Annotated in this window: 18 protein-coding genes and 1 pseudogene; 8 read left to right on the top strand and 11 right to left on the bottom strand. The window is 53.1% G+C overall.

The window, feature by feature from the left end; all coding sequences use genetic code 11:
• Positions 1-45: 45 nt before the first annotated feature.
• The 3 genes from B2952_RS05805 to B2952_RS05795 all read right to left on the bottom strand — a co-directional run bounded on the left by B2952_RS05805 (position 46) and on the right by B2952_RS05795 (position 5,342).
• Positions 46-2,955 carry a glycoside hydrolase family 43 protein gene (locus B2952_RS05805; protein ID WP_290735227.1) on the bottom strand — a complete coding sequence of 970 codons (2,910 nt, stop codon included), beginning with the start codon at positions 2,953-2,955 and terminating at the stop codon, positions 46-48.
• 166 nt (positions 2,956-3,121) lie between these two features.
• Positions 3,122-4,471: a LamG-like jellyroll fold domain-containing protein gene (locus B2952_RS05800; RefSeq protein WP_290735226.1), complete on the bottom strand. Its 1,350-nt coding sequence runs from the start codon at positions 4,469-4,471 to the stop codon at positions 3,122-3,124.
• 13 nt (positions 4,472-4,484) lie between these two features.
• On the bottom strand, positions 4,485-5,342 hold the full coding sequence (locus B2952_RS05795) for a TIGR02147 family protein (RefSeq protein WP_290735224.1): 858 nt from the start codon (positions 5,340-5,342) through the stop codon (positions 4,485-4,487).
• A gap of 215 nt (positions 5,343-5,557) precedes the next feature.
• Between B2952_RS05795 and B2952_RS05790 the strand changes: the two genes are divergently transcribed.
• On the top strand, positions 5,558-7,723 hold the full coding sequence (locus B2952_RS05790) for a T9SS type A sorting domain-containing protein (RefSeq protein WP_290735222.1): 2,166 nt from the start codon (positions 5,558-5,560) through the stop codon (positions 7,721-7,723).
• A gap of 80 nt (positions 7,724-7,803) precedes the next feature.
• Here the strand turns inward: B2952_RS05790 and B2952_RS05785 are convergent, their stop codons facing one another.
• The gene (locus tag B2952_RS05785; protein WP_290735220.1) at positions 7,804-10,548 is read right to left on the bottom strand and encodes a TIGR02171 family lipoprotein; all 2,745 of its coding nucleotides are present in this window, start codon (positions 10,546-10,548) and stop codon (positions 7,804-7,806) included.
• Between the two features lie 108 nt (positions 10,549-10,656).
• Positions 10,657-10,770, bottom strand: a pseudogene (locus B2952_RS05780) (ATPase); the annotation flags it as partial.
• A 497-nt stretch (positions 10,771-11,267) separates the two neighbouring features.
• On the opposite strand from B2952_RS05780, the gene B2952_RS05775 reads away from it, so the two are divergent.
• On the top strand, positions 11,268-12,083 hold the full coding sequence (locus B2952_RS05775; RefSeq protein WP_290735214.1) for a hypothetical protein: 816 nt from the start codon (positions 11,268-11,270) through the stop codon (positions 12,081-12,083).
• 366 nt (positions 12,084-12,449) lie between these two features.
• The gene (locus B2952_RS05770; protein WP_290735211.1) at positions 12,450-13,085 is read left to right on the top strand and encodes a CatB-related O-acetyltransferase; all 636 of its coding nucleotides are present in this window, start codon (positions 12,450-12,452) and stop codon (positions 13,083-13,085) included.
• 54 nt (positions 13,086-13,139) lie between these two features.
• Here B2952_RS05770 and B2952_RS05765 read toward each other — a convergent pair whose 3' ends face one another.
• Positions 13,140-14,123, bottom strand: a complete 984-nt coding sequence (locus B2952_RS05765) for an AAA family ATPase (RefSeq protein ID WP_072807678.1) — start codon at positions 14,121-14,123, stop codon at positions 13,140-13,142.
• A gap of 94 nt (positions 14,124-14,217) precedes the next feature.
• On the opposite strand from B2952_RS05765, the gene B2952_RS05760 reads away from it, so the two are divergent.
• Positions 14,218-14,850, top strand: a complete 633-nt coding sequence (locus B2952_RS05760) for a hypothetical protein (RefSeq protein ID WP_290735208.1) — start codon at positions 14,218-14,220, stop codon at positions 14,848-14,850.
• Positions 14,851-14,886: 36 nt separating this feature from the next.
• Here B2952_RS05760 and B2952_RS05755 read toward each other — a convergent pair whose 3' ends face one another.
• The 3 genes from B2952_RS05755 to B2952_RS05745 all read right to left on the bottom strand — a co-directional run bounded on the left by B2952_RS05755 (position 14,887) and on the right by B2952_RS05745 (position 16,754).
• A complete protein-coding gene (locus tag B2952_RS05755; RefSeq protein WP_290735205.1) occupies positions 14,887-15,528 on the bottom strand; it encodes a hypothetical protein in 642 nt (213 codons plus the stop codon).
• A gap of 80 nt (positions 15,529-15,608) precedes the next feature.
• Positions 15,609-16,331 (bottom strand): hypothetical protein, encoded by a 723-nt coding sequence (locus tag B2952_RS05750; RefSeq protein WP_290737279.1) that lies wholly within the window; start codon positions 16,329-16,331, stop codon positions 15,609-15,611.
• Positions 16,332-16,415: 84 nt separating this feature from the next.
• Entirely contained in the window at positions 16,416-16,754 is a 339-nt protein-coding gene (locus B2952_RS05745) for a TfoX/Sxy family protein (protein ID WP_290729729.1), read from the bottom strand.
• Positions 16,755-16,790: 36 nt separating this feature from the next.
• On the opposite strand from B2952_RS05745, the gene B2952_RS05740 reads away from it, so the two are divergent.
• Positions 16,791-17,123 (top strand): DMT family transporter, encoded by a 333-nt coding sequence (locus B2952_RS05740; protein WP_290729731.1) that lies wholly within the window; start codon positions 16,791-16,793, stop codon positions 17,121-17,123.
• Between the two features lie 2 nt (positions 17,124-17,125).
• Here the strand turns inward: B2952_RS05740 and B2952_RS05735 are convergent, their stop codons facing one another.
• A complete protein-coding gene (locus B2952_RS05735) occupies positions 17,126-18,079 on the bottom strand; it encodes an alginate O-acetyltransferase AlgX-related protein (RefSeq protein WP_290729734.1) in 954 nt (317 codons plus the stop codon).
• A gap of 65 nt (positions 18,080-18,144) precedes the next feature.
• Here B2952_RS05735 and B2952_RS05730 point away from each other — a divergent pair, with 65 nt between their 5' ends.
• Positions 18,145-18,978, top strand: a complete 834-nt coding sequence (locus tag B2952_RS05730; protein ID WP_290729737.1) for an FISUMP domain-containing protein — start codon at positions 18,145-18,147, stop codon at positions 18,976-18,978.
• Between the two features lie 18 nt (positions 18,979-18,996).
• Here the strand turns inward: B2952_RS05730 and B2952_RS05725 are convergent, their stop codons facing one another.
• A complete protein-coding gene (locus B2952_RS05725; RefSeq protein WP_290729740.1) occupies positions 18,997-19,911 on the bottom strand; it encodes a DMT family transporter in 915 nt (304 codons plus the stop codon).
• Between the two features lie 243 nt (positions 19,912-20,154).
• Between B2952_RS05725 and B2952_RS05720 the strand changes: the two genes are divergently transcribed.
• Together B2952_RS05720 and B2952_RS05715 are read left to right on the top strand one after the other, a co-directional pair.
• Positions 20,155-21,432 carry an O-acetylhomoserine aminocarboxypropyltransferase/cysteine synthase family protein gene (locus tag B2952_RS05720; RefSeq protein ID WP_072807659.1) on the top strand — a complete coding sequence of 426 codons (1,278 nt, stop codon included), beginning with the start codon at positions 20,155-20,157 and terminating at the stop codon, positions 21,430-21,432.
• Positions 21,433-21,441: 9 nt separating this feature from the next.
• Positions 21,442-22,242 carry a thioredoxin family protein gene (locus tag B2952_RS05715; RefSeq protein WP_173381600.1) on the top strand — a complete coding sequence of 267 codons (801 nt, stop codon included), beginning with the start codon at positions 21,442-21,444 and terminating at the stop codon, positions 22,240-22,242.
• Positions 22,243-22,275 lie beyond the last annotated feature (33 nt).

Genomic DNA, 22,275 nt, shown 5'->3' with positions numbered 1-22,275 from the left:
AGACAACGGAGACAAGTTTCTTCGTGGGCACCTGCGGTGCTTTTGTTACTTCGCAAAAACGGGCTGTCGGGCCTTGCGCAAACGCATTTCCTTTACCCGCGGGCTGTCCGCAGTTCCCAGAAGGCGACCGCGAACATCGTAAACCTTCGCACCACGCATATCCTGCAGGCTGCGTCCCGTTTCAACGCCATTGCGAACCGCAAACGACGTGGTCGAAGAATCAGGATCTTCCACATGGATTTGCGTGCTGTCGCCCGCCACGCTATTCACAGAAACCGAAAGCAGGTCGACCACACTCTTCTCACAAGTAAACCCGAGCGACATCTCGGCAGTCGATGCGCCCCTGTTTACCGCCTTGTAGTGATACGCCTTGCCATCTTGCGCCGTGATGCGGGCCGAGTAGGTAACGACATCCTTTTCGCGCGAGACATCCATCACCACTTCGGCGTTGCGCATGATGCCAGCGAAATCGTCCCAGTTCCAGTCGAAATTGTAATCGAACGTCCCCGCGTTATCCATCGCAAAGGCATCGGCACGCAACAGCGTCGTCGCCCCGCCGGCAGTCGCACGCACAATGTAATTGTCCCAGTTGTTCACCTTGTTCGCATCGGCAAGCCCATAGACCGGCTTGTTTCCGTAATTCATAAAGCGGAATGTTGCGCTAAAGTCGCCCGAGACCTTGTATTCAGCCGTCTTCTGCGCATTGAACGCTACATTGTATTCGCCACCGTCGTTTATCGTACCCGCCACGATGCGATTTTCAAGTGCTCCGTAGGCAACGCGGCTCAACTCGAGCGACGCCGCGTCGGCACCGAGCAAGATTTCGTAATCGCCAACCGGTGTCCCCGTAGCCGTAACCGCATACACTAGCGAGTCGGATCCATCCTTCGCCGCACCGCGCAAGAACGCATACACATTGATCAGGTAGCCGTCCTTTTCTGCACGCAGGCGGACTTTTGCACCGTCATACATCTTCTTGAAGGCATCCCAGTTTTCACCCCAGGCATTCCAGTAGTGCACCGTATTTTCGCCACCGAGCGTTTCCACGGAATAGCCGTCGGCACGCAGGTACCACATGTCGCCACCGTTCCTAAAGACGAGCACCCAGTTGTTCCAGTTTTCGGCACCGCTCTTTACCTTGTTCCTGAATTCAAATTCCGTGACAAAGTTTCCGCTTACCTTCACGGACTCAAATTCGTCGTAGGCATCCCATGCCGTGCTAAAGTCCTTTTTCCCAACGAACTTCACGCTGTCGCCGTAATAGCGGGCATCCTGCAGCACCTCGGTTTTCGGCACACGGTAACCCCAGAAGGCACGGTTCCCCGCCTTGTTCATCGCCGAGAACGTAAGCGTCCGCTTGCTCATATCGTTCTGCAATTGGTCAAGCACCACGCCCTCGTAGACAGTTCCACCCAGAGTAAGCGTCACGTAGCTCCGGCCCTTCGCATAGTCGTAATCCCAGGTTCCCGTGTAGGCGCCTGTCACCGTACCGTCGGCATTGAGCTGCATGTTCTGTTCCTGGTTCACCGCCACGGAATCTTCCCAGGTCTGCGGGTTGTTCCTGGGCGGGTTATGCATAATCACCTTGTACGGGCCCGCGATATCGCTGCGGTCGAGCGAACGCGCCGGTAGCCCGTAACCCTCGTGATACTCGAAAGGTGCCGCCACAATCCAGCCCATCCTGTTAAAGAACAGCTGGTGAGTCTCGACATTGTGCCAACCCGTATGGTTGTTGAACTTGCGGTGATAAACCAGGTACATGCCACCATCGTCGTCGCGCAACAGCGAATTGTGCCCATCCGCAATTTCGGCACGGTCTTCGGCCCAGAAACTCCAGCGGTAATTCGCGACAATCGGGAATCCGCGGTCAGTATTGCCCCAATAGTTCAGGATAAACTTTTCAAAAATCGCAGGAGTCCCATCCACATCGACATAGGGCCCCTTCACGTCCTTGCTGCGGAACACGCGCATGGTGTAGCCGCCCTCGGGCGAATAGAACCCGTAACTCACGAACAGGTAGTAGTAGCCATTGCCATCCGCATCCTTGAAATACTGGATGTACGAACCCTCGCCACTCACATAATAACCGCCACCCACGTGGATGCCCATGTAAGGGTCCTCGAGCATCGAAGTCCCGCTCCACTTGGCAGCGCCATTGTTCCCGTACTTGTACGAATAGTCCCTGAGACCGGTAGACTCATCGAGCTTGACCAGGAAAAGCCCGCCGCTCCACGAACCGTACAGGAGCCACAGGTTTCCGTCCTCGTCGTAGAACACGTTCGGGTCGATGCAGCTGGAACCATAGCCGCCATCCCACTTGCCCAAATTAGTGACACCGTTGTTCGCGATATAGTAACGCTCGTCGATTGTCGAAGAACCGGTCACCTTCGCGTAGTCGGCATTGGCGGCAGAACCCGCCGTCTGCTTGTCCATCCCGCCGTAGACGACCGCACCCTTGTACTCGTACGGCCCCTCGATCTTGTCGGATGTCAGGAGCACAATGGAACTTTTCCAGTCCTCGCCCGCCATCGAAAAGTACAGGCACCACTTTTTCAGCTTCTTGTTCCACACGATATCGGGCGCCCACAGGTTCCCCTTGGCGGTCGCGGAATTCGTATGTTCCGCATAGTCGGCTTCCGCCTTGAACACGCTGTAGTAATCGTCCTTGGCCTCGTTGCCAGTGACATACACCGTGCCGCCCCTCGAAAGCTGCGGCGTAAACGGGGTCCAGTCCAGCATATCGCGGGAATATGCCGCCCCGTTCATGGTCCCGAATATGTAATAATACTTCGTCCGCGACTTGGCCGCATCGTTTTCAGGATACGAATTCCCGCCCGCGTCCTTATAGACCACAATGACGGAAGGATCGTGAACGGCGACCGAGGCCGCAAATGCGGCAACAGCCGCGAGAGATAAGGCGACACACGCCGCCCTGAATGTTTCCAATACACCCATACCACACTCCTTTCCAGAGAATATATAAAAAATCTACACTTTTGGCAATTAAAAGTCAATAGTTTTACAATATTTTAGAATAATATTATGAGATTTTAACAACGTTTTGCTTAAAAAAAGTCTACATTTCGCAAGATGTGCCACGAAAGGCGCCTTAAACGCCCGTTTATTCCTTTATAACCGCATATTGCAGGGCGTAGAAGAGCCGCATCCAGTTGTTGGACTGCGTACCATCGAAGAAGAATACCTCGTCGACACCACCGCGGATACCGCCATAACCGATTGTGGGGTTGAATGCGGCAGCAAAGCCTTCGCCCGAATCAAACTGCCTGGATTCCAGCAGCGTTCCGTCAATGAACGTGGTTACGCTATCGCCGTGAATCTTGAACGAGTAGTTATGCCACTTACCGTCGAGCACCCCGTTTGCGCGACCGAACAGGGCGTTATACGCCCCCGTCTTGGTATCGAGCCTGAGGTTCACCGCACCCGTAGCACCGCGCTTCTGCAGTGCAAAACCCGTACTGTCATTCTTGGCAGAAATAATTTGCGCGTACTCGCTCACCTGCATGGAATCGATATTGAACCAAATGGAAAGCCCCATGTAGTAGCCGTCTTCGGAGAAGGGCTTGAAATCGGGAATGTAGAACCAGTTGTCGGTAGAATCCGTCCAGCGTGAATTGCCGAGCACAGACGCAAGCCCGTTGCCGGTAGCGAGCACCGCCTCGGAAGGTTTGAACGAATCGAAATGCTCCACATAGCGGGCCAGAGCCAAGTTAATCCGGTCGCTGGACTGGCACGATTCCACGATGTCAAGGGAAATCGCGCCATTCTCGTCGAAGGCTACCCGCGGCAGCACGCCCCAATAAACAGCAGAATCGGAAACATTCGCCGTAGGGGCATCTGCAAGCTCGGTACGGCTGAGACGCACCATGTTGCCGTCAGCATCCAGCAGGCATGGGTTCTTCACATCCGGGAGCCGAACCGCGAAAGGCATGCTTTCGAACACCTCGTCCGAACCGGCCAAATCTTCAAAACCCTCAGGAAGCACGAGCGCGACAGCGCCCTTGAATTCAGCTTCCAGCGCACGGTCGATATTCGTGGAATTTTCCTCGACGTTCCAGGAAACAGCCACGGAACGCACGTCACCTTCCAGAGGGTGCACCGAAACGGATTCGTAATTGCCCACGGGCAGGCTATCGAGCGCCATCACGCCCGATGCGCACTCAATCGAGGTCGTCACATGCCTGTAGTCCACCGTATCTACATACAAAGTATCGTCTACGGTATCGGCGCTCGCCTTGAACACCACGACGGTATCGCCCACGACAACATCCAGATTTTCGGTAGAAACAAGAATCCGCGCAACGCCCTTGTTGCCCGTATTCGTCTCAATCAAAATCCCCGCGGAATCCGTAGAAGACGTATTGCTGCAGCCCGCAAAGAAGGCGAGCACGCACACCGCGGCAAAAGCAAACGCGAGTCGCCCCGAACCAATCATATTCCTAAAGCATTCCATAATTCCTTCCTCCCTACGCCTCGTCCGTTCCGGACGGTTTATTGTTTTCGCGGATGTTGCTGAACACGTGCAGGTTCACATGTTCCACAACGGTCGGCGTCTCGTTATCGGCCATCACAATCTGGCGCACCTGCGCCTTGAATTTTTCGGCAGCCTTCTCGACCTTCGCCTGTGCGGATTTCGAAACCGCGAACGTGAACGTAGTCATGTCGCGGGATTCACTCCCTTCGGACTCCAGCGCCTGCTTCGAGAGTTCCAGGCACTGCTTCTGGAACTGGAGTACCATCTGGCTCTTGCTCTGCTGCACCGTGGCAAGACTATCCTTCGTCGGCTTCCAGAATCCGCGTTCGTCCTTGCGCACGAGCGACATCTTCTGCATGAGTTCAAGGCTTGCCTTCAGGCGCTTCTCGGACACGGGCGGGAAAATCTTCGCCGCAAGTTCCGATACGTCGTCGCCCACATCCATCACCTCGAGAATCGCGTAGACCGTGCTGTTGTACCAGTTGCCAAAGAACTCGTAGCTGTCCGGGTCCACAATCGCCTGCGGGTTCTTGTTCAGGCGCATCATGGCATCGAACGCCGCTTCGCGCACCTGGGCAGTCTTCCCCTGGTCAAAATCGACCATCGCCTCGAAATACCTCGCCTCGTTCCCCTTGAGCCCGATAACGTTTATAAAGCGCTCGCGCATGTTGTCGGTCACGCGCTTGCCCTGCACCACGTCGTTGAAATAGCTGCGGGTATTCGGGAGTCCCAGCAAGTTGCAGAACTCGGTACGCGAAAACGAAGGCTCCGCCGCCTGACGGCGCTCCTGGTATTCTGCCAGGAACTTGCGGAACTTGGTAAACTCGAAAATGTTTACGAAGGTATTCATGATATTAAATATACATAAAAATGTAGTACATAGTATAGTAAAAACAAAGATATATGCTATTTACCCATTTTTTTGCTAAAATTTGAGAATTATTCAATTTTTTCTTGCATTTTATAAATTTTTATAGTACATTTTGTAGTACATTAACGATAAAAAGGTAGTACACTACGTAGTATCGTCATCAGGGATGTTAAAAAATCAAAAAGGAGTAACCCATGTTACGCAAGACCCTTCTCGCCACATGCATTGCCGGGGCAGGCATTGCAAGCGAATCTCTCGCCGCAGGCGAGGCTCTCGTCAAAAGGCAATTTGAATACCTGGACAGGGGCGTTGTCGCCGTACGGCAGAACAATTCCAGCGCACTTGTCAGCTGGCGAAGCCTCGCCACCGACGAAAGCGACCTCGGATTCAACGTTTACCGAACAACCGATGGAAAAACCGTCAAGTTGAACCAGACCGTACTTACCAAGGGTACAAATTTCACCGACGGTACCGCCGACTTTTCGAAGGCCAACACCTACTCCGTCAAGAAGGTACTGAACGGCGTAGAACTCGGAACAAACGGCAGCTACACCATGCCCGCGAACAAGGGAATCGGAGCGTATGTCACCGTTCCCGTCCCAAATATCACATCCACCGTCCATTTCGTGTGGGTGGGCGACTTTGACGGGGATGGCGCATACGACTACCTGCTCGACCAGCCCGCACTCGACCACCAGCAACTGCAGGCATACTCGAGCCAGGGAAAGTACCTGTGGACTCTTGATCTTGGCCCGAACAGCGAGAACAAGAACAACATTACACCGGGCGCATCAACGCTCGACGTGGGCATGTGGGACGGGGCAACCGTCTATGATATCGATTCCGACGGCTTTGCCGACGTTATCGTGCGAATAGCCGACGGTGTCACCTTCGGTGATGGCAAAAAATTCACGCTCAGTGGAACAAACGCCCAGGCCATAGCCGTCCTGGACGGGCGTACCGGCGCACTGAAAACATACGCTCCTGTCCCCGATGACTACATCTCGATCGGTCCGATGGCCTGCATGATGGAAATCGCCTATCTCGACGGAAAAACCCCGAGCGTCGTCACGTGGATAAAGAACAGGAATGCGGACAAGAGCTTCAACAGCATGACCGTCGCCTACCGCGTCGAGAAGGGAAAGCTCACGCAGCAGTGGAAGCACGATGCACGCAAAAGCGGCGGCGGAGCCGAAGCGCACCAGATTAGAATCGCCGATGTGGATTACGACGGCAAGGACGAAGTGTTGCACATGGGCTACGCACTGAACGGCGACGGAAGCCTGCGTTACCAGATTCCCGAAGTCGTTCACGGTGACCGCTGGTACGTAGGGGCATTCAACAAGGGCGACAAGGTGATGATGGGCTACGGAATACAGCAGGACCATCCGAAAAACCTGCTCGAATACTACTACAACGCCTCCACCGGCAAGGTCATCTGGACCCACTACGGCGACGAGTCCTGCGCAGGCCAGTGCGACGTCGCACGCGGGAACATCGGTGACATCGACCCCGATTACGACGGATTCGAAGTCTGGAGTTTCCAGGGAACCTACAACGGCGTCACCAACAAACTTATCGCCAGCAACTACCTGTACCCCGTACTCCGCTACTGGTGGGACGGGGATCTCGCGGCAGAAAGCTACAATGACGGAAAAATCGAAAAGTGGGATTACAAGAACAAGTCGGTTGGCCGTGTGGCAACCACATGGAAAATCTACGGCAGCAGCGGGAGCGAGAGGGGCGTGGGAATGTTCCACGGGGATATCTTCGGTGACTGGCGCGAAGAATCAATCCTCGTGAACTACGACACGAAGGAACTCGTGATATTCACGACAGACATCGCAAGCGAACACCGCTTCTACTCGCTGATGCAGAACCCCTGCTACCGCATGGGGACTACTGCGAAGGGCTATGTGCAGGCAAGCATGCTCGACTACTTCCTCGGCTACGGCATGGACATGCCCCCGAAACCGGATATCGAGATTGTCGGAGGACTACGCGAAGAATCCTTCGCCGACGTCAACTCCTCAAGCGCAGAAATCGTCGGGCCACAGTCTTCCAGCGCAGCAGAAGGCACATCTTCCAGCGCGGAAGGAACCGAGGGCACCACCGCCGTCGAATCCTTGACACCGCGCAACGCAATTAGCGGCCGTATCGACGGTAGCACGCTCCTTCTCAAGGGCATCGACGGCGGCGCGCACGATATCAGCATCTTCGACATGCAAGGCCACCGCATCGCGGAATTTCGCGCAGTGCAGGGGAACGAACTCCACATCACCCTGCGTCAAGGCGCCTACCTCGTCAAAGTCTCGCAAGGCAACAGGACCCTCGGGATATTCAAGGCCGTAAGGCGATAACTCTCGAAGCAACACACCTCCAAAAAATCCCCGGCCACCTCGGCTGGGGATTATTGACTTTAGGTTACCAACATCGAGATTTATTCCAACGTCTTTATCAAGGAATCCAGCCGAACAGACAAGCGTTCCGCCCCGACTGCGCTGAGATGGTCATAATCGTTCGCCATCGAGTCCGGATAATCGTGCGCACCAAACTTGTTCTCATCCATCAAGACAAAGTATGGATACCCCCCGGCAAGAGAGTCAAGATACGCCACAGTTTCCTCCGCCAAATCCCTGGGCGTTCCGTGTCGACCGAAACATTCCGTGTCCGCATATTTTGGAGACTGCGGATAAATGAGACCAATTATCACAAAGCCCTTACCTTGCATGCGGTCGACAAAAGCAACCAAGCTATCGACCACGTTCGCATAATGTCTACGTTTGCTATCGAACAATATAGCACCCTGCTTTATCTCAGGATCTTCACCCCAACCGCCCGATTCCATCCTATTCAAGCCACGCGTATTGACATATTGCGTCGAGTCATTCAACGTATAGACGACATTGATATCAACTAGGCGAACAAAGGCTTCGGGTACGCTATCGTTCCAGAATCCATGGTTTCTATCGTAGAAATACCCTGGAGCCTGTTCAAACACCTCACGCATTCTCGCAAAAGGATCATTGGTCATCAAGTCGGGCGAAATTTCGACAATCAAATACTTAAGATTACGAGCATGAGGAACAACATAATTTTCTAACAAATAAAGTTCGCCCCACAAGTCTTCGCCTATAAAGCCAAAATTAAAGGCAGGCCTCGAAATCTTCAAAGGATCAAAGCCCCTCTCCGTACGCGAACTTCCGACGGCAATTACCTCCAGGGAGTCGAACGTATCCCAGAACATACGCATCTTCAACGCAGCAGATTTTGAACCACTTTGTAAAATGGGATCCCAGTACACGCCAGCACTGTCCAAGTCAAGATATGTCGTTCCCGACGCAACCCGGGGCATCACCCATAAATTCGGATGCCAAAGTTCTTCCCCCTCGACCAAAGCCACCACGCTAGAATCTGCGATGCTCACCAACACTATTTTTGAATGTTTTCCATCCGAATCCGCGAGCGATGCGACAGCCCAGTTTTCACGATCCACCCATTCTGTATGGTCGAAGGAATAACCTTCCGGTGCAGGGATAGCTCGAACAAGCGACCCCGTACTATCGACAACAAGTAAACGTTCGTGAACTCCATATTTTTCGTGTGCAAACATTCTGCCGGCATCGCCACCAAAATCCAAGAAAAGCGTTTGGTTCGAGCCATCCTTCGAAAGTGAAGCATTGCAGGCCTGTTCACCGTCATACCAAATTTCGTCTGTTCCATCCACATGCGCACGCAGCCGTCGAGCACCTGAAACAGCACGACTTCCGTCTGGCGACAAACCGCCATGGTAAGCACCATCCATCAGTTTTCTTGGCACACCGAAACGTCCGTCAGAGAAAGGCACCAGCCATGTCGCTGCAGCAAGAAAATTCGCATCGTCCGTATTGTCCCCGGTATTATCTACATATACAATAGAGGTATCCCCATTCGAATCCACGTTCCATCGCGGAATTGCCGCATTCTCTACTTCAAGCTTAACAAGCCCGCTACCAGCTACATCCAAATTCCTCACATAAACAGCCGAAGGCGCATCAACACCTTCAACACCCGTGCAGAACGCAACTTTCTTTCCATCCGGTGAAATTTCAGGATGGAATACAGGAACACTATCGAGAATTTCCACCGCACCCGGCGCACCACCCCCAAAATCCACATAAACCAGGTTACCCGTCATATCGTTCCGAAAAGCGAGCTTCGCATGCACAGTCCCGATTTTTTCGCGCATGTCCAATGAGAATGCTTTCATTTTTATCAGCTCCGTCGCGACATCACCACGCCCATCCATCCAGACAGCATCAGGAATCTTTCCAAATGCTAAACGAAAACCCATGTAAACAGAAATCGTCGAGGCCGTCACAGGATAGACGTCGACCCGATTATTCCAATTCATCTCAACACCAAGCCCATACGCCGTTCCGCCCTTGACCACCTTCTCGAACAAGGCGTTTCCCGTCGGGGGACCAACAAAGTTTTTTACAACGGAGTCGCCGAGATTACCAAGCCAATCATTTGTCAGTTCGAGAGCGTTACCCGCCAAGTCGCAGAAGCCCATCGAATCCGGGAACGCGCAAGGAGCATGGAGTTCGTAATTCGAATTAGCGGAAGTCCAGCCGTATCTTTCAGGATCCCACGACAACGATGCCGCCATCACCCATTCCGCTTCGGTCGGCAAACGAAAGCCATCTACATCCGTCCGAACATTCAGTCCCTCGAGATTAACGCAGTGCCCCTTCGAGTTAAAGACCGCACGGTGATAGACATAAACCGAATCGTAACCATGCACTCTACCATAAGCGTTCGCAAAAAGGACCGCATCGAAATAAGACACATTAGTCACAGGCAAGTCGTCTTGCGTACAGTCCAAATAAAAATACCACGTTTCCTTTTCAGAAATTTGAGCGAATTCCCCACACGTCACCTCGTGAATTCCGAGCGAGTAATCGTAATCCAGTTTCACCCGCATTCGGTCGTCACCCAGCAAAACCGAGGCACCGTTCGACTTAATTCGCATCATTCCTGGCCGCAGTGAATCCAGTTCAACTTCGGGAACCGCTACATCGCGTTCTGCAGACCGGCTTTCGTCGTCCAATCCCTCATCCATTTGAGAATTAGAGCACGCCCCCAAAAGTACCAAAGCAAGAATGGCGCTATTCAGCATAAATAGGAGTTGCCAGGATTTCATAATTTTTAAAATAGTAAAAGAACGCCTCTTGTCGGGGCGTTCTTCTTTCTCATATGATTTCTGTGCGATTCCTGCGCAGGTTTAATGCGCCAAAGATGATCGCGAAGTTTACGGCACTTCGACGCTGTCGAGAATCTTCTGCACGAAGGTTTCGGCGGAGACTTCTTCCGCTTCGGCCTCGTAGCTTAAGATAATGCGGTGGCGGAGCACTTCCATCGCGACGGCCTGCGGAAAACCGCCTATAGGTTGCAAAATAACGCCCGCGAACCTCAGAGAAGTCGTCTAGGAGCGGGGAAAACGCATCTATTTACATACTAAAACACCAAAAAAGTTCAATTAGTATGCAATCCGCAACCAGCATTCACAGACCTTACATACCTATTTTCCCGAAGCAATGTTTTAGTATGTAAAAAATAGCCAAAACACAGACAAACTAAGCAAAAATCGCCCTAATTTCGTCATCCGCGACCCCATTTGGGACACTTTTCGCTCTTTCGCAACCTTTTTTACATACCAACCACCACTATTTACGTCTTTGGTATGTAAGCCCCCGCAAAACAGACGTTCAAAAGTCAAAAAAAATGCTATCCAACTGCCGCCTAAAGCATCAACTTGTTTTTTTGCCACACACTTTGTATATTAGGGACACATAAGCGTTGATATCGTCCGTTAAAACGGCGTATCAGCGCTTTTTTGTTTCACAGAAAAAGGGAACGGAAATGGCAGACCAACTCATTCAAATCGCCAACGAGCGGATTCAGCAACTGATCGCACTGAAGGCTAAACTCCCCAAGGGAAAGCAACCCACAGGAAGATTGCGAGTCATAACCAACCATGACCGGTCGCAATACTATCTCGTAGACAAGGGCAGCAACTCTAACGGAAAATACCTCCCCCGCAAGGAACGACGCAGGGCGGCGGCAATCGCGCAACGCGATTACAACGCGGCTGTCGCAGGCATCATCGGCAGGCAAATCATCGCACTCAACAACCTGACGGAGAATTACCATCCCGAAGAAATCGACACCGCGTTCACGGGGCTACACCCCGGCCGCCGCCCCCTTGTGACGCCCGTGCGCGAGCCCGACGAGGATTTCATCGCTGCATGGCAGCACCTCCCCTACACCGGCAAGCCCTTCGAAATCAACGCACCCGAATTCTTCACGAGCACGGGCGTGCGCGTCCGCTCAAAATCCGAAGTCATCATCGCAGACGCGCTCAATCGCGCAGGCATCCCCTTCCGCTACGAATACCCTACCAGCGTCAAAGGCTGGGGTACGCTCTACCCCGATTTCACCTGCCTGCGCACCAGCTCCCGCGAAGAAATCATCTGGGAGCACTTCGGCCTGATGGGCGACCCCGACTACACCGAAAACGCCGTGCAGAAAATCTCCCGATACGCCGCCAGCGGCTACATCCTCGGCAAGAACTTCATCGCCACCTTCGAAAGCGGCAACACCCCTCTCTCCGTCAAGCAGGTGCAGGCATACATCAAGACGATTTTCGAACAGGACGCCCACCGCCAACAGAATTAAACTATTATTCTTCTTGAGATGAAATCGGTGCTGAAAACAATCCTCTTTCTGGCATGCTTCATAAATGCCGAGCCTGCACTGCATTTTGGCAGATTCAAATGCGACATATCGTCGGATCCTTCCCTGCAAAAGAAAATCCAGACGATAGACGATTCCCTATACACCCGGTGGAGCAAGGGAGAATTCATCATCCCAAAATTATCTGGCATGTGTGGCTGCGCATGCGAAGTCAACGAAGAGGATTGCTGTTTCGATGACATTATTACAATTTCATCTGCCCATGACGAAACACGCCCATAAAAAGCAAAAGACGTGCTTGAAAAACCGCAAAAAAGAAAAGTGACGTTTAGCAAAAGGTTTCCCGCTATGATAACAAGACCCGACCCGAATACAATCCACCCCATCGCGGGCTACGACAAGGAAATCTACGTGAAGCCGACGCTCAAGAGAGCGAATATAATCGTGGGCGATTTCACCTACATTGCCGATTCGGATTTCGAGAGCCACGTGACGCACCATTACAACTTCATTGGAGACAAACTCATCATCGGCAAATTTTGCCAAATTGCCTCCGGCGTGGAATTCGTCATGAACGGGGCGAACCACCAGATGAATGCGGTTTCCACCTTCCCGTTCTACACGCTGCAGGGCTGGGACATGGCACCGCCCGCCCGCGAAGATATGCCGTTCAAAGGCGATACCGTCATCGGGAACGACGTGTGGATCGGGCAGAATGTGACGATTCTCCCAGGCGTTCACATCGGCGACGGTACCATCATCGGGGCAAACTCCGTCGTAGCAAGCGACGTGGAGCCCTACACCATCGTGGCAGGGAACCCTGCCAAACTCATCCGCAAGCGATTCGACGACGAACTCACCGCACTTCTGCTCAAGTTCAAGTGGTGGGACAAGCCCATCGACGAAATCAACAGTCTCATTCCCATTCTCACCAGCGGCGACCTCAAAAAAGTGAAAGCCGAGCTCAAGGCCCGGCTTATGTAAGTGGAGATCCCGCAACGAGTGCGAGATAACAATGTCGGTTAGAGATGGCCGCGACTACGGAACCTCAACAGAATCCAGAATCTTCTGCACCACAGTCTCGGCGGAGACTTCTTCCGCTTCGGCCTCGTAACTGAGGATAATGCGGTGGCGGAGCACTTCCATCGCGACGGCCTTCACATCTTCCGGCGTCACGTAGGCGCGGCCCTGGATGAACGCATGAGCCTTCGAAGCCTGGGCAAGGCCGATGGATGCACGCGGCGAGGCGCCCACTTCCACAAAGCCCACCAGGTCGCTGCGCTTGATGCTGCCCGGATCGCGGGTCGCAAGCACCAGGTTCACGATGTATTCGCGCACGCGTTCGTCCACGTACACCTGCTTCACGAGCTGGCGGGCGGCAAGGATATCTTCCTTCGTGGCGACAGCCTGCGGCTGGCGCAGCCCCGCACCGGCAACGGCGTCGAGAATCTTCATTTCGTCGGCCTTGTTCGGGTAGCTGACCTTCACCTTCAACAGGAAACGGTCCACCTGGGCTTCGGGCAGCGGATACGTACCTTCCTGCTCGATGGGGTTCTGCGTGGCAAGCACCAGGAACGGCTCGTCCAGCTTGAACGTCTCGTCGCCAATCGTGATGTGGCGTTCCTGCATGGCTTCGAGGAGGGCGCTCTGCACCTTCGACGGAGCACGGTTAATTTCATCGGCGAGCACGAGGTTCGTGAAGAGCGGGCCCTTACGGGTTTCGAACTTCGCTTCCTTCGCGTTGTAAATCGTGGTACCCAGCAAGTCGGCCGGCAACAGGTCGGGAGTGAACTGGATGCGCTTGAAGTCCAGCGACACAGCATCGGCAAAAGCCTTCACCGCAGTCGTCTTGGCAAGGCCCGGCAAGCCTTCCAGCAGCACGTGACCGTCCGCCAAAATACCCGTCAGAATGCTTTCGACCAGAGCCTTCTGGCCAATCACCGTCCCTTCCACTTCACGCAGCAAATTCATGCAAAAAGCACTCTGCTGGCGCACCTTTTCCGAAAGTTCCTGAATATCCATTAGTGTACCTCTAAAATTTTTACGGACATTAAAATACAAAAATTGCCCCGAAAAAAGCAAATCTTCCCCTTTTAAGTTACATTTATTGCAAAATATGACACATTTTACCGATAAAGATCTCAAAATTTACGAGGAAAAAATCCTCAAGCAGCCGCAGCCCCTGCCCGACAAAAAGGGATTTAAGCAGTTCCTGATACTCTTCGGAATCGTATTCGCAATTTACGTTCTCGTTTTACTTCGCGGACCACGCGGCCGCCTTGAAGACGGTTTACTGTTCTCCATCGCCAGCGACCCCTCCGTAATCAAGAGCCTTCAACTTTGGCACGTTTTCGAATTTGCCAAGTTCCTCCCCGCATTCGGGATTTTCATCTGGTATTCGACATGCATCCCCTTTTTCAATAAGCACATCTGGAAAGACAAGGATCCGTCAGCGAACCTCCCTCCCGAAGATTTCTGGCTCAGGAACTTCAAGATTGCCCTAAGCATCGCATCGTTCCTTTTCTTCTTTTCCCTAGAAACTTTCGCCCGCGGGGAATACGACGGCCTGTTCTATTCCGGCCTGGGCCAGCCTGCATACATCATCGCGTTAGGCTACCTGGTCGCATCTACTTTGTACATCATCAACGCGTTCTTCCCCATAATCAAGAGGCTCCGCCCCAAGTACGGCATAACCCTGCTCGCATTCGCCGCAATCCTCGAAGCATGCGTCAAGAACTGCTTTTCGTAAAAGCATAGACGGGGGGGGACCGCCCTTTTTAAAAAACTAGCCATCAGAATCAAAGCCATAATTTATCATAAAATAAAAGCGATTTCTCGGTTCATCAATTTCCCGTCCATATCGCAACTCTACCGAAAAGGCCTTATACGCCAAATAAATTCCGGTACCAAACTCATGATAAAAACCCGTAGCCGGAGAACCTAAACCAGCTTCATTCTTATCTACACCGTGGGCATTACGCGAAATGTGTTCACTTAGCCCCACTCTAAGATTTTTACTTACAGGATATTCTTCGATCAACATCAATCCGCCGTAAATAGGGACTTGCTTGTCAACCACTAAAACAGACATACCGAACCAGCCTTGAATTCCTACATATTCCCATCGGGAACCAGCAAGGCCGCTTATCGAATAAAGATTTTCCGAATAAAGTCCCAGAACCAAATGGCTGTATCTAAACAAAAGAGAAACATCTAAATCACCAAAGAGTTCTACATCAGAATAGTCACTCTGCAACCGATTCTTGCCTCGATGGAGGTCTCCGATTTTAGCGGTCCCTCCAACAACAATATCACCTTCGTCTTCTTTCACATTCATGAACTGCGCCGCAGAAGGCGGATGACTTGAGCACCCCGCAAGCAGCAGGGCGCACACCACCAACACAATCCATAAAATTCCGCGGGCCATTATCTATAAAATAGAATATCTAGGCAAAACCCGGATTCATCCCATCCAACAATTCGTGGACTTCATCAAATAAAACGGACTTACAAATACAATCCAAATCGGATGTCGCACTTGACGCCGGCAAAATCGGCGTAGTTCATCCACACGGCGCAACCGGCGCTCACGCCGTTGATAAGCACGTCCTCGTCCTCGATGATGTTCTTGCGGCTTTGCAGGGTATGCTCGTAGCGCACGCCCACTGAATAATGGTACAAGGGTTCAACATAATCGTCGCTATCGAACGGCTCATAAGACGTGACGCCAATACCGACTTCGGGCGCAATTTTCCAAATACCGTTCATGTCGATTGGCGGCCTGTAAAAGACGTTTGCATCGACAAATGCCATCGATAAATTAGTGCCGCCACCAAACGACATAAAAAGTTCACCAAACCGGGAAACAAAAGCCCAAACAAGTTCCGCACCTCCCGCCACATCTTTTTCTTCAGCAAAGAAAGGCATGGTCAGCGCAATTCCCAAGTAGCCCGTCTTGTAATTTCGATTCTTCTCGCGCCATTTTTTCTGATTTTCCTTGGCTCGGCGCGCATTTTCATCATTTTCGCGCTTGTGATATTCACCTTGGCGCTTTTTACAATCATAATCGTCGTCTCTGCACGAAGTCGCCCATTCGGCAATACCAAAAATCACATCCAGCACAGAAGGCTTATCATCACTGTTCGAATTCGAGGAACCCGCCCATGCCGGAAAAACAAGCATGCACACGCATGCTAGAACAATCCGCAAATTGTGTTTCGGCGAGAACATACCTAACCCCCATATCCATGAAGATATATTAACGCACTTGAAAATGAGCGTAGGTTATCAGCAAATTCCGTGCGTTCGTCGGGATTATTTCTTCTTCGCTTTCGGGGCGGGCACTTCCGGCAGCATCGCGTCCAGAAGCTTCGCCAAAAATTCGCTGTCTTCAATCTGTTCGTTGGTCACGCGGAGCATGGGCTTCGCACCATCGTAGGGTAATTGCTTCTTTGCGCCGGGGAGCATCGCCACAGCCGCCGGCACGGGCTTCACCAGCAGGCGGTCATCGTAAATCCCGCCGAAGATTTTCCCGTCGGCATACAGAATGTACTCGCCCATCATCTTGCGGGTGGTCACGCGGAAACCACCTTCAAGCAGCTCCCCATTGAACTGCTCCAAAACGTGGTCACGAAACTTCTCTGAACTCGGCATGGTTACAATATAACAATTAATTTGTATATTCTCCCTATGCTCAACTACGTATTCCTTATCCTCGCCATTGTTGCGGAAGCCGCCGGCACCACACTGCTCAAGATGTCGGAACAGTTCACCAAACTCGTCCCTTCCATCGCATCGCTCGTCTGCTACGTGGCGTCGCTTTATCTGCTAAGCCTTTGCATGCGGACTATCCCCATCGGCATCGCATATGCCACCTGGTCGGCGCTCGGCATCGCGCTCATTACCGTCAGCGGCATTTTCTTTTTCAAGCAGATGCCGGATTTGGGCGCCATTATCGGGCTCGTCCTGATTATTTCCGGCGTTGCCGTGCTGAATCTTTTCTCGAAGATGGATATCCACTAGAGCTAGAATTCCGGCATGCTGAAATCGCCGTAAAGCTCGCGGCCGTCGAATACCCAGACAACCATCTTTTTGCCTTCCAGGAATTTTGAACGGCCCTTGAACAAGGTCGGGCCCAGGTTCCCCCCACCGATTCGGCTGCGGGTAAAGGTCTTTATCCCTGTCGCCTGCGCTATGTAAGCGCCGATATTGGAAGAACTGTTCCAGCCAAAATCGGCATTGCTGTCGCCGATAACCACGATGGGAGCGTCCTTGGAACCATGGTAGCGTTTACCTTCGGCATCTACGGTCTTCAGCACACGCACGTCGTAATCGGGATAGCTGTTATACTTCAGGTGGTAAAGATTCCCAGAGCCGGGGACAACCGTATCGCGCAGGAACCACTCTCCCCTCGGGACATCCAAATCCATCTCGTTGATGGTATCGGCAATCATCTGGGCAAGCAATTGCCGGCCAGCGCTGGTATAGTGGCTTTCGTACGCCTCGAACATGGGCGTTTCCTCGTTCTTTTCGAGAAACTCCTCCACGGCATCTACAACGACAACACCTTCGTCCTGCAAAGCATCCACCCATTCTTCATATTGCGGAGCAACAATCCCACCCGACAATTCTTCCGAATAATGTTCCGCCTCGATTTGCAGTTTGTCCGGAACCGGCACCACAACCAGCTTGATACCGCGCACTTCCAGCGAATCGTTGAAGGCGACAAAGGAATTCAAGTTTTCTTTCCAGTCCACCACCAGGTTGACAAGACTTTCCTGCAGGAATATCCAGTCGTCAACGCCGTTCACCGCACAGCGGGCCTCTTTCAGTTCACCGCCGCATTTTTCAAGATCGTCTTCAATCTGTTCCTGAACTTCCGGTGGGATTTCGGGGCGCAAAGACCACCAAGCCGTGACAAGCATCGCCGCCACCGTCGCAAGCCCCAAGGCTACCATCAGACATTTTCGAGAAACCATTGCAGCGTCAAATTTAGTTTTTATATTTGTTTATTGCACACAAAATACTTGTAGGAGAAGATAATATGAACTTCAAACGCTCCAGCAGCATTGTAATCGCGGCTCTTGCCTTCGGGATTGCGCTTGTCGCCTGCGATTCCGATTCGTCTTCCGGCCCGCAAAATGACCCCGCCTCTTCGAATGCGTATGACCGCGTCAGCGTTGGCCCTACTAGTTATGGCGAAATTATTTTGGTTTCAAGCTCCAGCGCCACACCGAAGGACGTCGTTCTGAGTAGTAGCGAAAAATCGAGCAGCAGCGAGACAAGTGTGTCCAGTTCATCTAGCGCAGCCGTCTCGAACGTGGAATACGGCACGCTCGCCGATTCCCGCGACGGCAAGAGCTACAAGACCGTGAAAATCGGCAGCCTCACGTGGATGGCCGAGAACCTGAACTATGACAACAGTGCTACCGCCACGGGTTCCATCGATTCAAGCTTCTGCTACGACGGCATTCCCGCGAACTGCGAAAAGTATGGCCGCCTTTACCAGGAATACGCCGCGACGGCCGTGTGCCCCGAGGGTTGGCGCCTCCCCACTGCGGACGACTGGCGCGACCTGACCACTACGGCGAAGAGCGAGTTCGGCGACAACAACGGCTCCCTGCGCGCTGTGGGTGAATGGGAAAATACGATTTTTGGAGACAACGTAACGGCCACGAACGCAAGCGGGTTCTCCGCTCTCCCGGCAGGTTACCGCGCCAAGACGGGCGAATGCGACGGCGAGGGCACCAAGGCCTATTTCTGGGGCGAAGACAACATGAATCACTACGCCTGGATACTCTCGAACCAGTACGACATGGAGAAGGAATCCATGCAGCGCGGGTACTATGCCTACGCCGTGCGTTGCGTCAAGGAATAGTAAATCAGGAAGCGCGGACTAGGAACCGCGTTTCATCTCGGCCATGACCATGCCCGCGACAATCGCTACCGCACCCGCGATGGCGACAGGCGTGATGCGTTCCCCGAGGGCGATGACCGCCGTGATGATGGTGACGAGCGGGATGGCGTAGATGTAGTTGCTCGCGAGCACCGTGCCGAGCTGCTTCAGCACCTTGTTCCATGCGAGGTAGCCGAGCAGCGACGAGAAAACCGTGAGGCAGACGAAGTTGAACGATACGACCGGTTCCGCGAAATTTTGCCACGGGATATCGAACGTTTTGTGGATATCGCCACCCGCCTCGAAGAATAGCGCGGGCAGCGACATGAGTGCCCCGTAAAAGAACATCTTGCGGGTTATGAACAAAGTAGAATACACGCCGTTGAACTGGCGCACGACCAGCGAATAGATGGCCCACATGACGGACGAGGTGAACGCGAGCATGTCGCCCACGGGCGAAAGTTTCAGGATGAATTTCCCGTTCAGCACCACGAGCACCATCCCGACAAACGTAATCAGGCACCCGACAACCTGCCGCTTGCCGAGGCGCTCCGCCTTGTACAGGATGCCCCCGAAAATCATGGTGAGCAGCGGGTTCGTGCACACGATGAGCGAGACGTTGCTGCTGGGTGAAAGCGAGAGGGCCGTGTTCTCGGCCCAGAAATAGAGCGTGCAGCCCGTGATACCGCAGACGAACAGGATGATTTCGTGCTTCCAGTTCTTGCAGCGGAACTTCTTGTGGGATGCCGCGAGCAGGATAAGGTAGGTGACCGCGAACCGCAACGTAAAAATCTGCACCGCGGTAAAACCGTGATTCAGCAGCACCTTCGTGCTCACGAAACTCGTGCCCCAGAACGCAATCGTCGCGATGGCGAGGATATGCCAGAGGGCCATGTTGTTGCGCGCGGGTGTCATCGGCCACAAAGATAGAAAAAAGGGATGCTTAGCCGTCGGTTGATTTTAAATTTATGCAAATATTTGCATAAACGCATTGACAAGGTATAGTCTTTTTCTATATTTACCTACCGAAAAGATATGCTAAGGCGGCCTTTTTCGAAGACCATACGATGAGATTATCTATCGTCTAGGTTGGTGAGCTTGTCGAACCACGTCTTTCGTCTATCTATATTTTAAGGCTATAACAAACAAGAGGCAAAAATGTCCAAGATCGAAACTTTGTGCGTACAGGGCGGCTGGCAGCCGAAAAACGGCGAACCGCGCGTCCTTCCCATCTACCAGAGCACCACTTTCAAGTACGAGTCCAGCAACGCGATGGCCGACCTGTTCGACCTGAAGGCCAGCGGCTACTTCTACACGCGCCTGCAGAACCCGACCAACGATGCCGTGGCATCCAAGATTGCGGCCATGGAAGGCGGTGTCGCTGCGATGCTCACGAGTTCCGGTCAGGCGGCGAACTTCTTCGCCGTGTTCAACATCTGCGAGGCGGGCGACCACTTCATCAGCACCAGCGCTATTTACGGCGGTACGAGCAACCTCTTCAGCGTTACCATGAAGAAGCTCGGTATCGAATGCACGTTCGTGGACCAGGACGCTAGCGACGAGGAAATCGAGAAGGCTTTCCGCCCGAACACCAAGTGCTTCTTCGGCGAGACGGTGGCAAACCCCGCCGGCAAGATTTTGGACCTCAAGCGCTTCGCCGACATCGCCCACAAGCACGGCGTGCCGATGATTGTGGACAATACGTTCCCGACTCCGATTCTTTGCCGCCCGATTGAATTCGGCGTGGACATCGTGACTCACTCCACCACCAAGTACATGGACGGTCACGCGATGGCTGTGGGTGGCTGCATCGTGGATAGCGGTAACTTTGACTGGGAAGCCCATCACGACAAGTTCAAGGGTCTCACCGAACCGGACCCGAGCTACCACGGCCTTGCCTACACGAAGGCTTTCGGCAAGGGCGCCTTCATCACGAAGGCTACGGCCCAGCTGATGCGTGACCTCGGCAGCATCCAGGCTCCGCAGAACGCGTTCCTCCTGAACGTTGGCCTTGAAACGCTCCATCTGCGCATGCCGCGCCACTGCGAAAACGCTCTCGCCTGCGCGAAGTTCCTGCAGAACCACCCGAAGGTGGCCTGGGTCGATTACGCGGGCCTCGAGGGCAACAAGTACCACGAACTTGCCAAGAAGCAGTTCAAGGGCGGGCTCCCGTGTGGCGTGCTCACCTTCGGTATCAAGGGTGGCCGCGAAAAGAGCATCCAGTTCATGGACAACCTCAAGATGATCTGCATCGTGACCCATGTGGCCGATGCCCGCAGCTGCGTGCTGCATCCGGCAAGCCACACGCACCGTCAGCTCAGCGACGAACAGTTGATCGAGGCAGGCGTTGCTCCGGACCTGATCCGCTTCAGCGTCGGTATCGAAAACGTCGAAGACATCATCGCGGACCTCACGCAGGCTTTGGACAAGGTGTAATTCCCGAAGATGAGAACCTCCTTCGTAAAGGTAATCGCGAATATCTGCGCCGTGGCTCTGGCCACGGCCAGTTTCGCGTTTGCAAAAGGGAACGCACAGGCGGCCGAAGACATCAAGATTGTCAAGATAAACGACAGCAACTTCGAGAAAGAAATCCTGCAGTCGAAAAAGCCAGTGATTCTGGACATCACTTCCACAAGCTGCCCGCCCTGCCTCATCATGATTCCGACCCTCATCGGCATCGCCAAAAATTACAGCGACATCAAGATTGCGACCGTGGGAATCGACGAGCCGAACATAGACAAGATAAAGGCTTCACTCCCGATTCAAGCGTTTCCGACATTCTTCTTCATCCGCGACGGAAAGTTTATCAACCAGCTCGTCGGGGCAGTCAAGGAAGAAGATCTGTTGAACGCCCTGCAGTATACGCCGGACCCGAAAGTGAAGGCAAATGCGGCAAGGCCGAAAAAAGTCAAGAACACGCAGAAGAATCTCGTCTGCAAGGTAAACGGCCAGTTCAACGGTCTCAAGAACCTCGTCACCATTTCGTTCGTGTTCGGTGACTACGAAATCAAGAATGTCGACATCGTCACCGACGTGTTCGTGCCGCCCGAACTGAGCGACAGGCGCGAACAGATGATAGAACACGTGCGTGCAAGCGGCAAGGGCGAGGTCGAGCCGACCATGACTGGATTCCGCATGCACATCGACAACGATTGCCGATTCATGAAGGCGATGGACATGAAACGCACTTCGACCTATGGCGAAATGCGTGCCGGTCTCGAATTGCAGGGTTTTTCCTGCAAGTAGCGGCGCAGGGCTATTTTCCCGTTTCGTTTCCAG

The organism is Fibrobacter sp. UBA7003 (assembly GCA_002449765.1).
Classification (GTDB): domain Bacteria; phylum Fibrobacterota; class Fibrobacteria; order Fibrobacterales; family Fibrobacteraceae; genus Fibrobacter.
The sequence above is the reverse complement of the archived record's forward strand: the minus strand, read 5'-3'. Positions and strand labels throughout refer to the sequence as shown.

Coding starts and splice junctions, on each gene's coding strand:
- B2952_RS05805 (WP_290735227.1), bottom strand. CDS start 2,955: ATGGGTGTATTGGAAACATTCAGGGCGGCGTGTGTCGCCTTATCTCTC.
- B2952_RS05800 (WP_290735226.1), bottom strand. CDS start 4,471: ATGGAATGCTTTAGGAATATGATTGGTTCGGGGCGACTCGCGTTTGCT.
- B2952_RS05795 (WP_290735224.1), bottom strand. CDS start 5,342: ATGAATACCTTCGTAAACATTTTCGAGTTTACCAAGTTCCGCAAGTTC.
- B2952_RS05790 (WP_290735222.1), top strand. CDS start 5,558: ATGTTACGCAAGACCCTTCTCGCCACATGCATTGCCGGGGCAGGCATT.
- B2952_RS05785 (WP_290735220.1), bottom strand. CDS start 10,548: ATGAAATCCTGGCAACTCCTATTTATGCTGAATAGCGCCATTCTTGCT.
- B2952_RS05775 (WP_290735214.1), top strand. CDS start 11,268: ATGGCAGACCAACTCATTCAAATCGCCAACGAGCGGATTCAGCAACTG.
- B2952_RS05770 (WP_290735211.1), top strand. CDS start 12,450: ATGATAACAAGACCCGACCCGAATACAATCCACCCCATCGCGGGCTAC.
- B2952_RS05765 (WP_072807678.1), bottom strand. CDS start 14,123: ATGGATATTCAGGAACTTTCGGAAAAGGTGCGCCAGCAGAGTGCTTTT.
- B2952_RS05760 (WP_290735208.1), top strand. CDS start 14,218: ATGACACATTTTACCGATAAAGATCTCAAAATTTACGAGGAAAAAATC.
- B2952_RS05755 (WP_290735205.1), bottom strand. CDS start 15,528: ATGGCCCGCGGAATTTTATGGATTGTGTTGGTGGTGTGCGCCCTGCTG.
- B2952_RS05750 (WP_290737279.1), bottom strand. CDS start 16,331: ATGTTCTCGCCGAAACACAATTTGCGGATTGTTCTAGCATGCGTGTGC.
- B2952_RS05745 (WP_290729729.1), bottom strand. CDS start 16,754: ATGCCGAGTTCAGAGAAGTTTCGTGACCACGTTTTGGAGCAGTTCAAT.
- B2952_RS05740 (WP_290729731.1), top strand. CDS start 16,791: ATGCTCAACTACGTATTCCTTATCCTCGCCATTGTTGCGGAAGCCGCC.
- B2952_RS05735 (WP_290729734.1), bottom strand. CDS start 18,079: ATGGTTTCTCGAAAATGTCTGATGGTAGCCTTGGGGCTTGCGACGGTG.
- B2952_RS05730 (WP_290729737.1), top strand. CDS start 18,145: ATGAACTTCAAACGCTCCAGCAGCATTGTAATCGCGGCTCTTGCCTTC.
- B2952_RS05725 (WP_290729740.1), bottom strand. CDS start 19,911: ATGACACCCGCGCGCAACAACATGGCCCTCTGGCATATCCTCGCCATC.
- B2952_RS05720 (WP_072807659.1), top strand. CDS start 20,155: ATGTCCAAGATCGAAACTTTGTGCGTACAGGGCGGCTGGCAGCCGAAA.
- B2952_RS05715 (WP_173381600.1), top strand. CDS start 21,442: ATGAGAACCTCCTTCGTAAAGGTAATCGCGAATATCTGCGCCGTGGCT.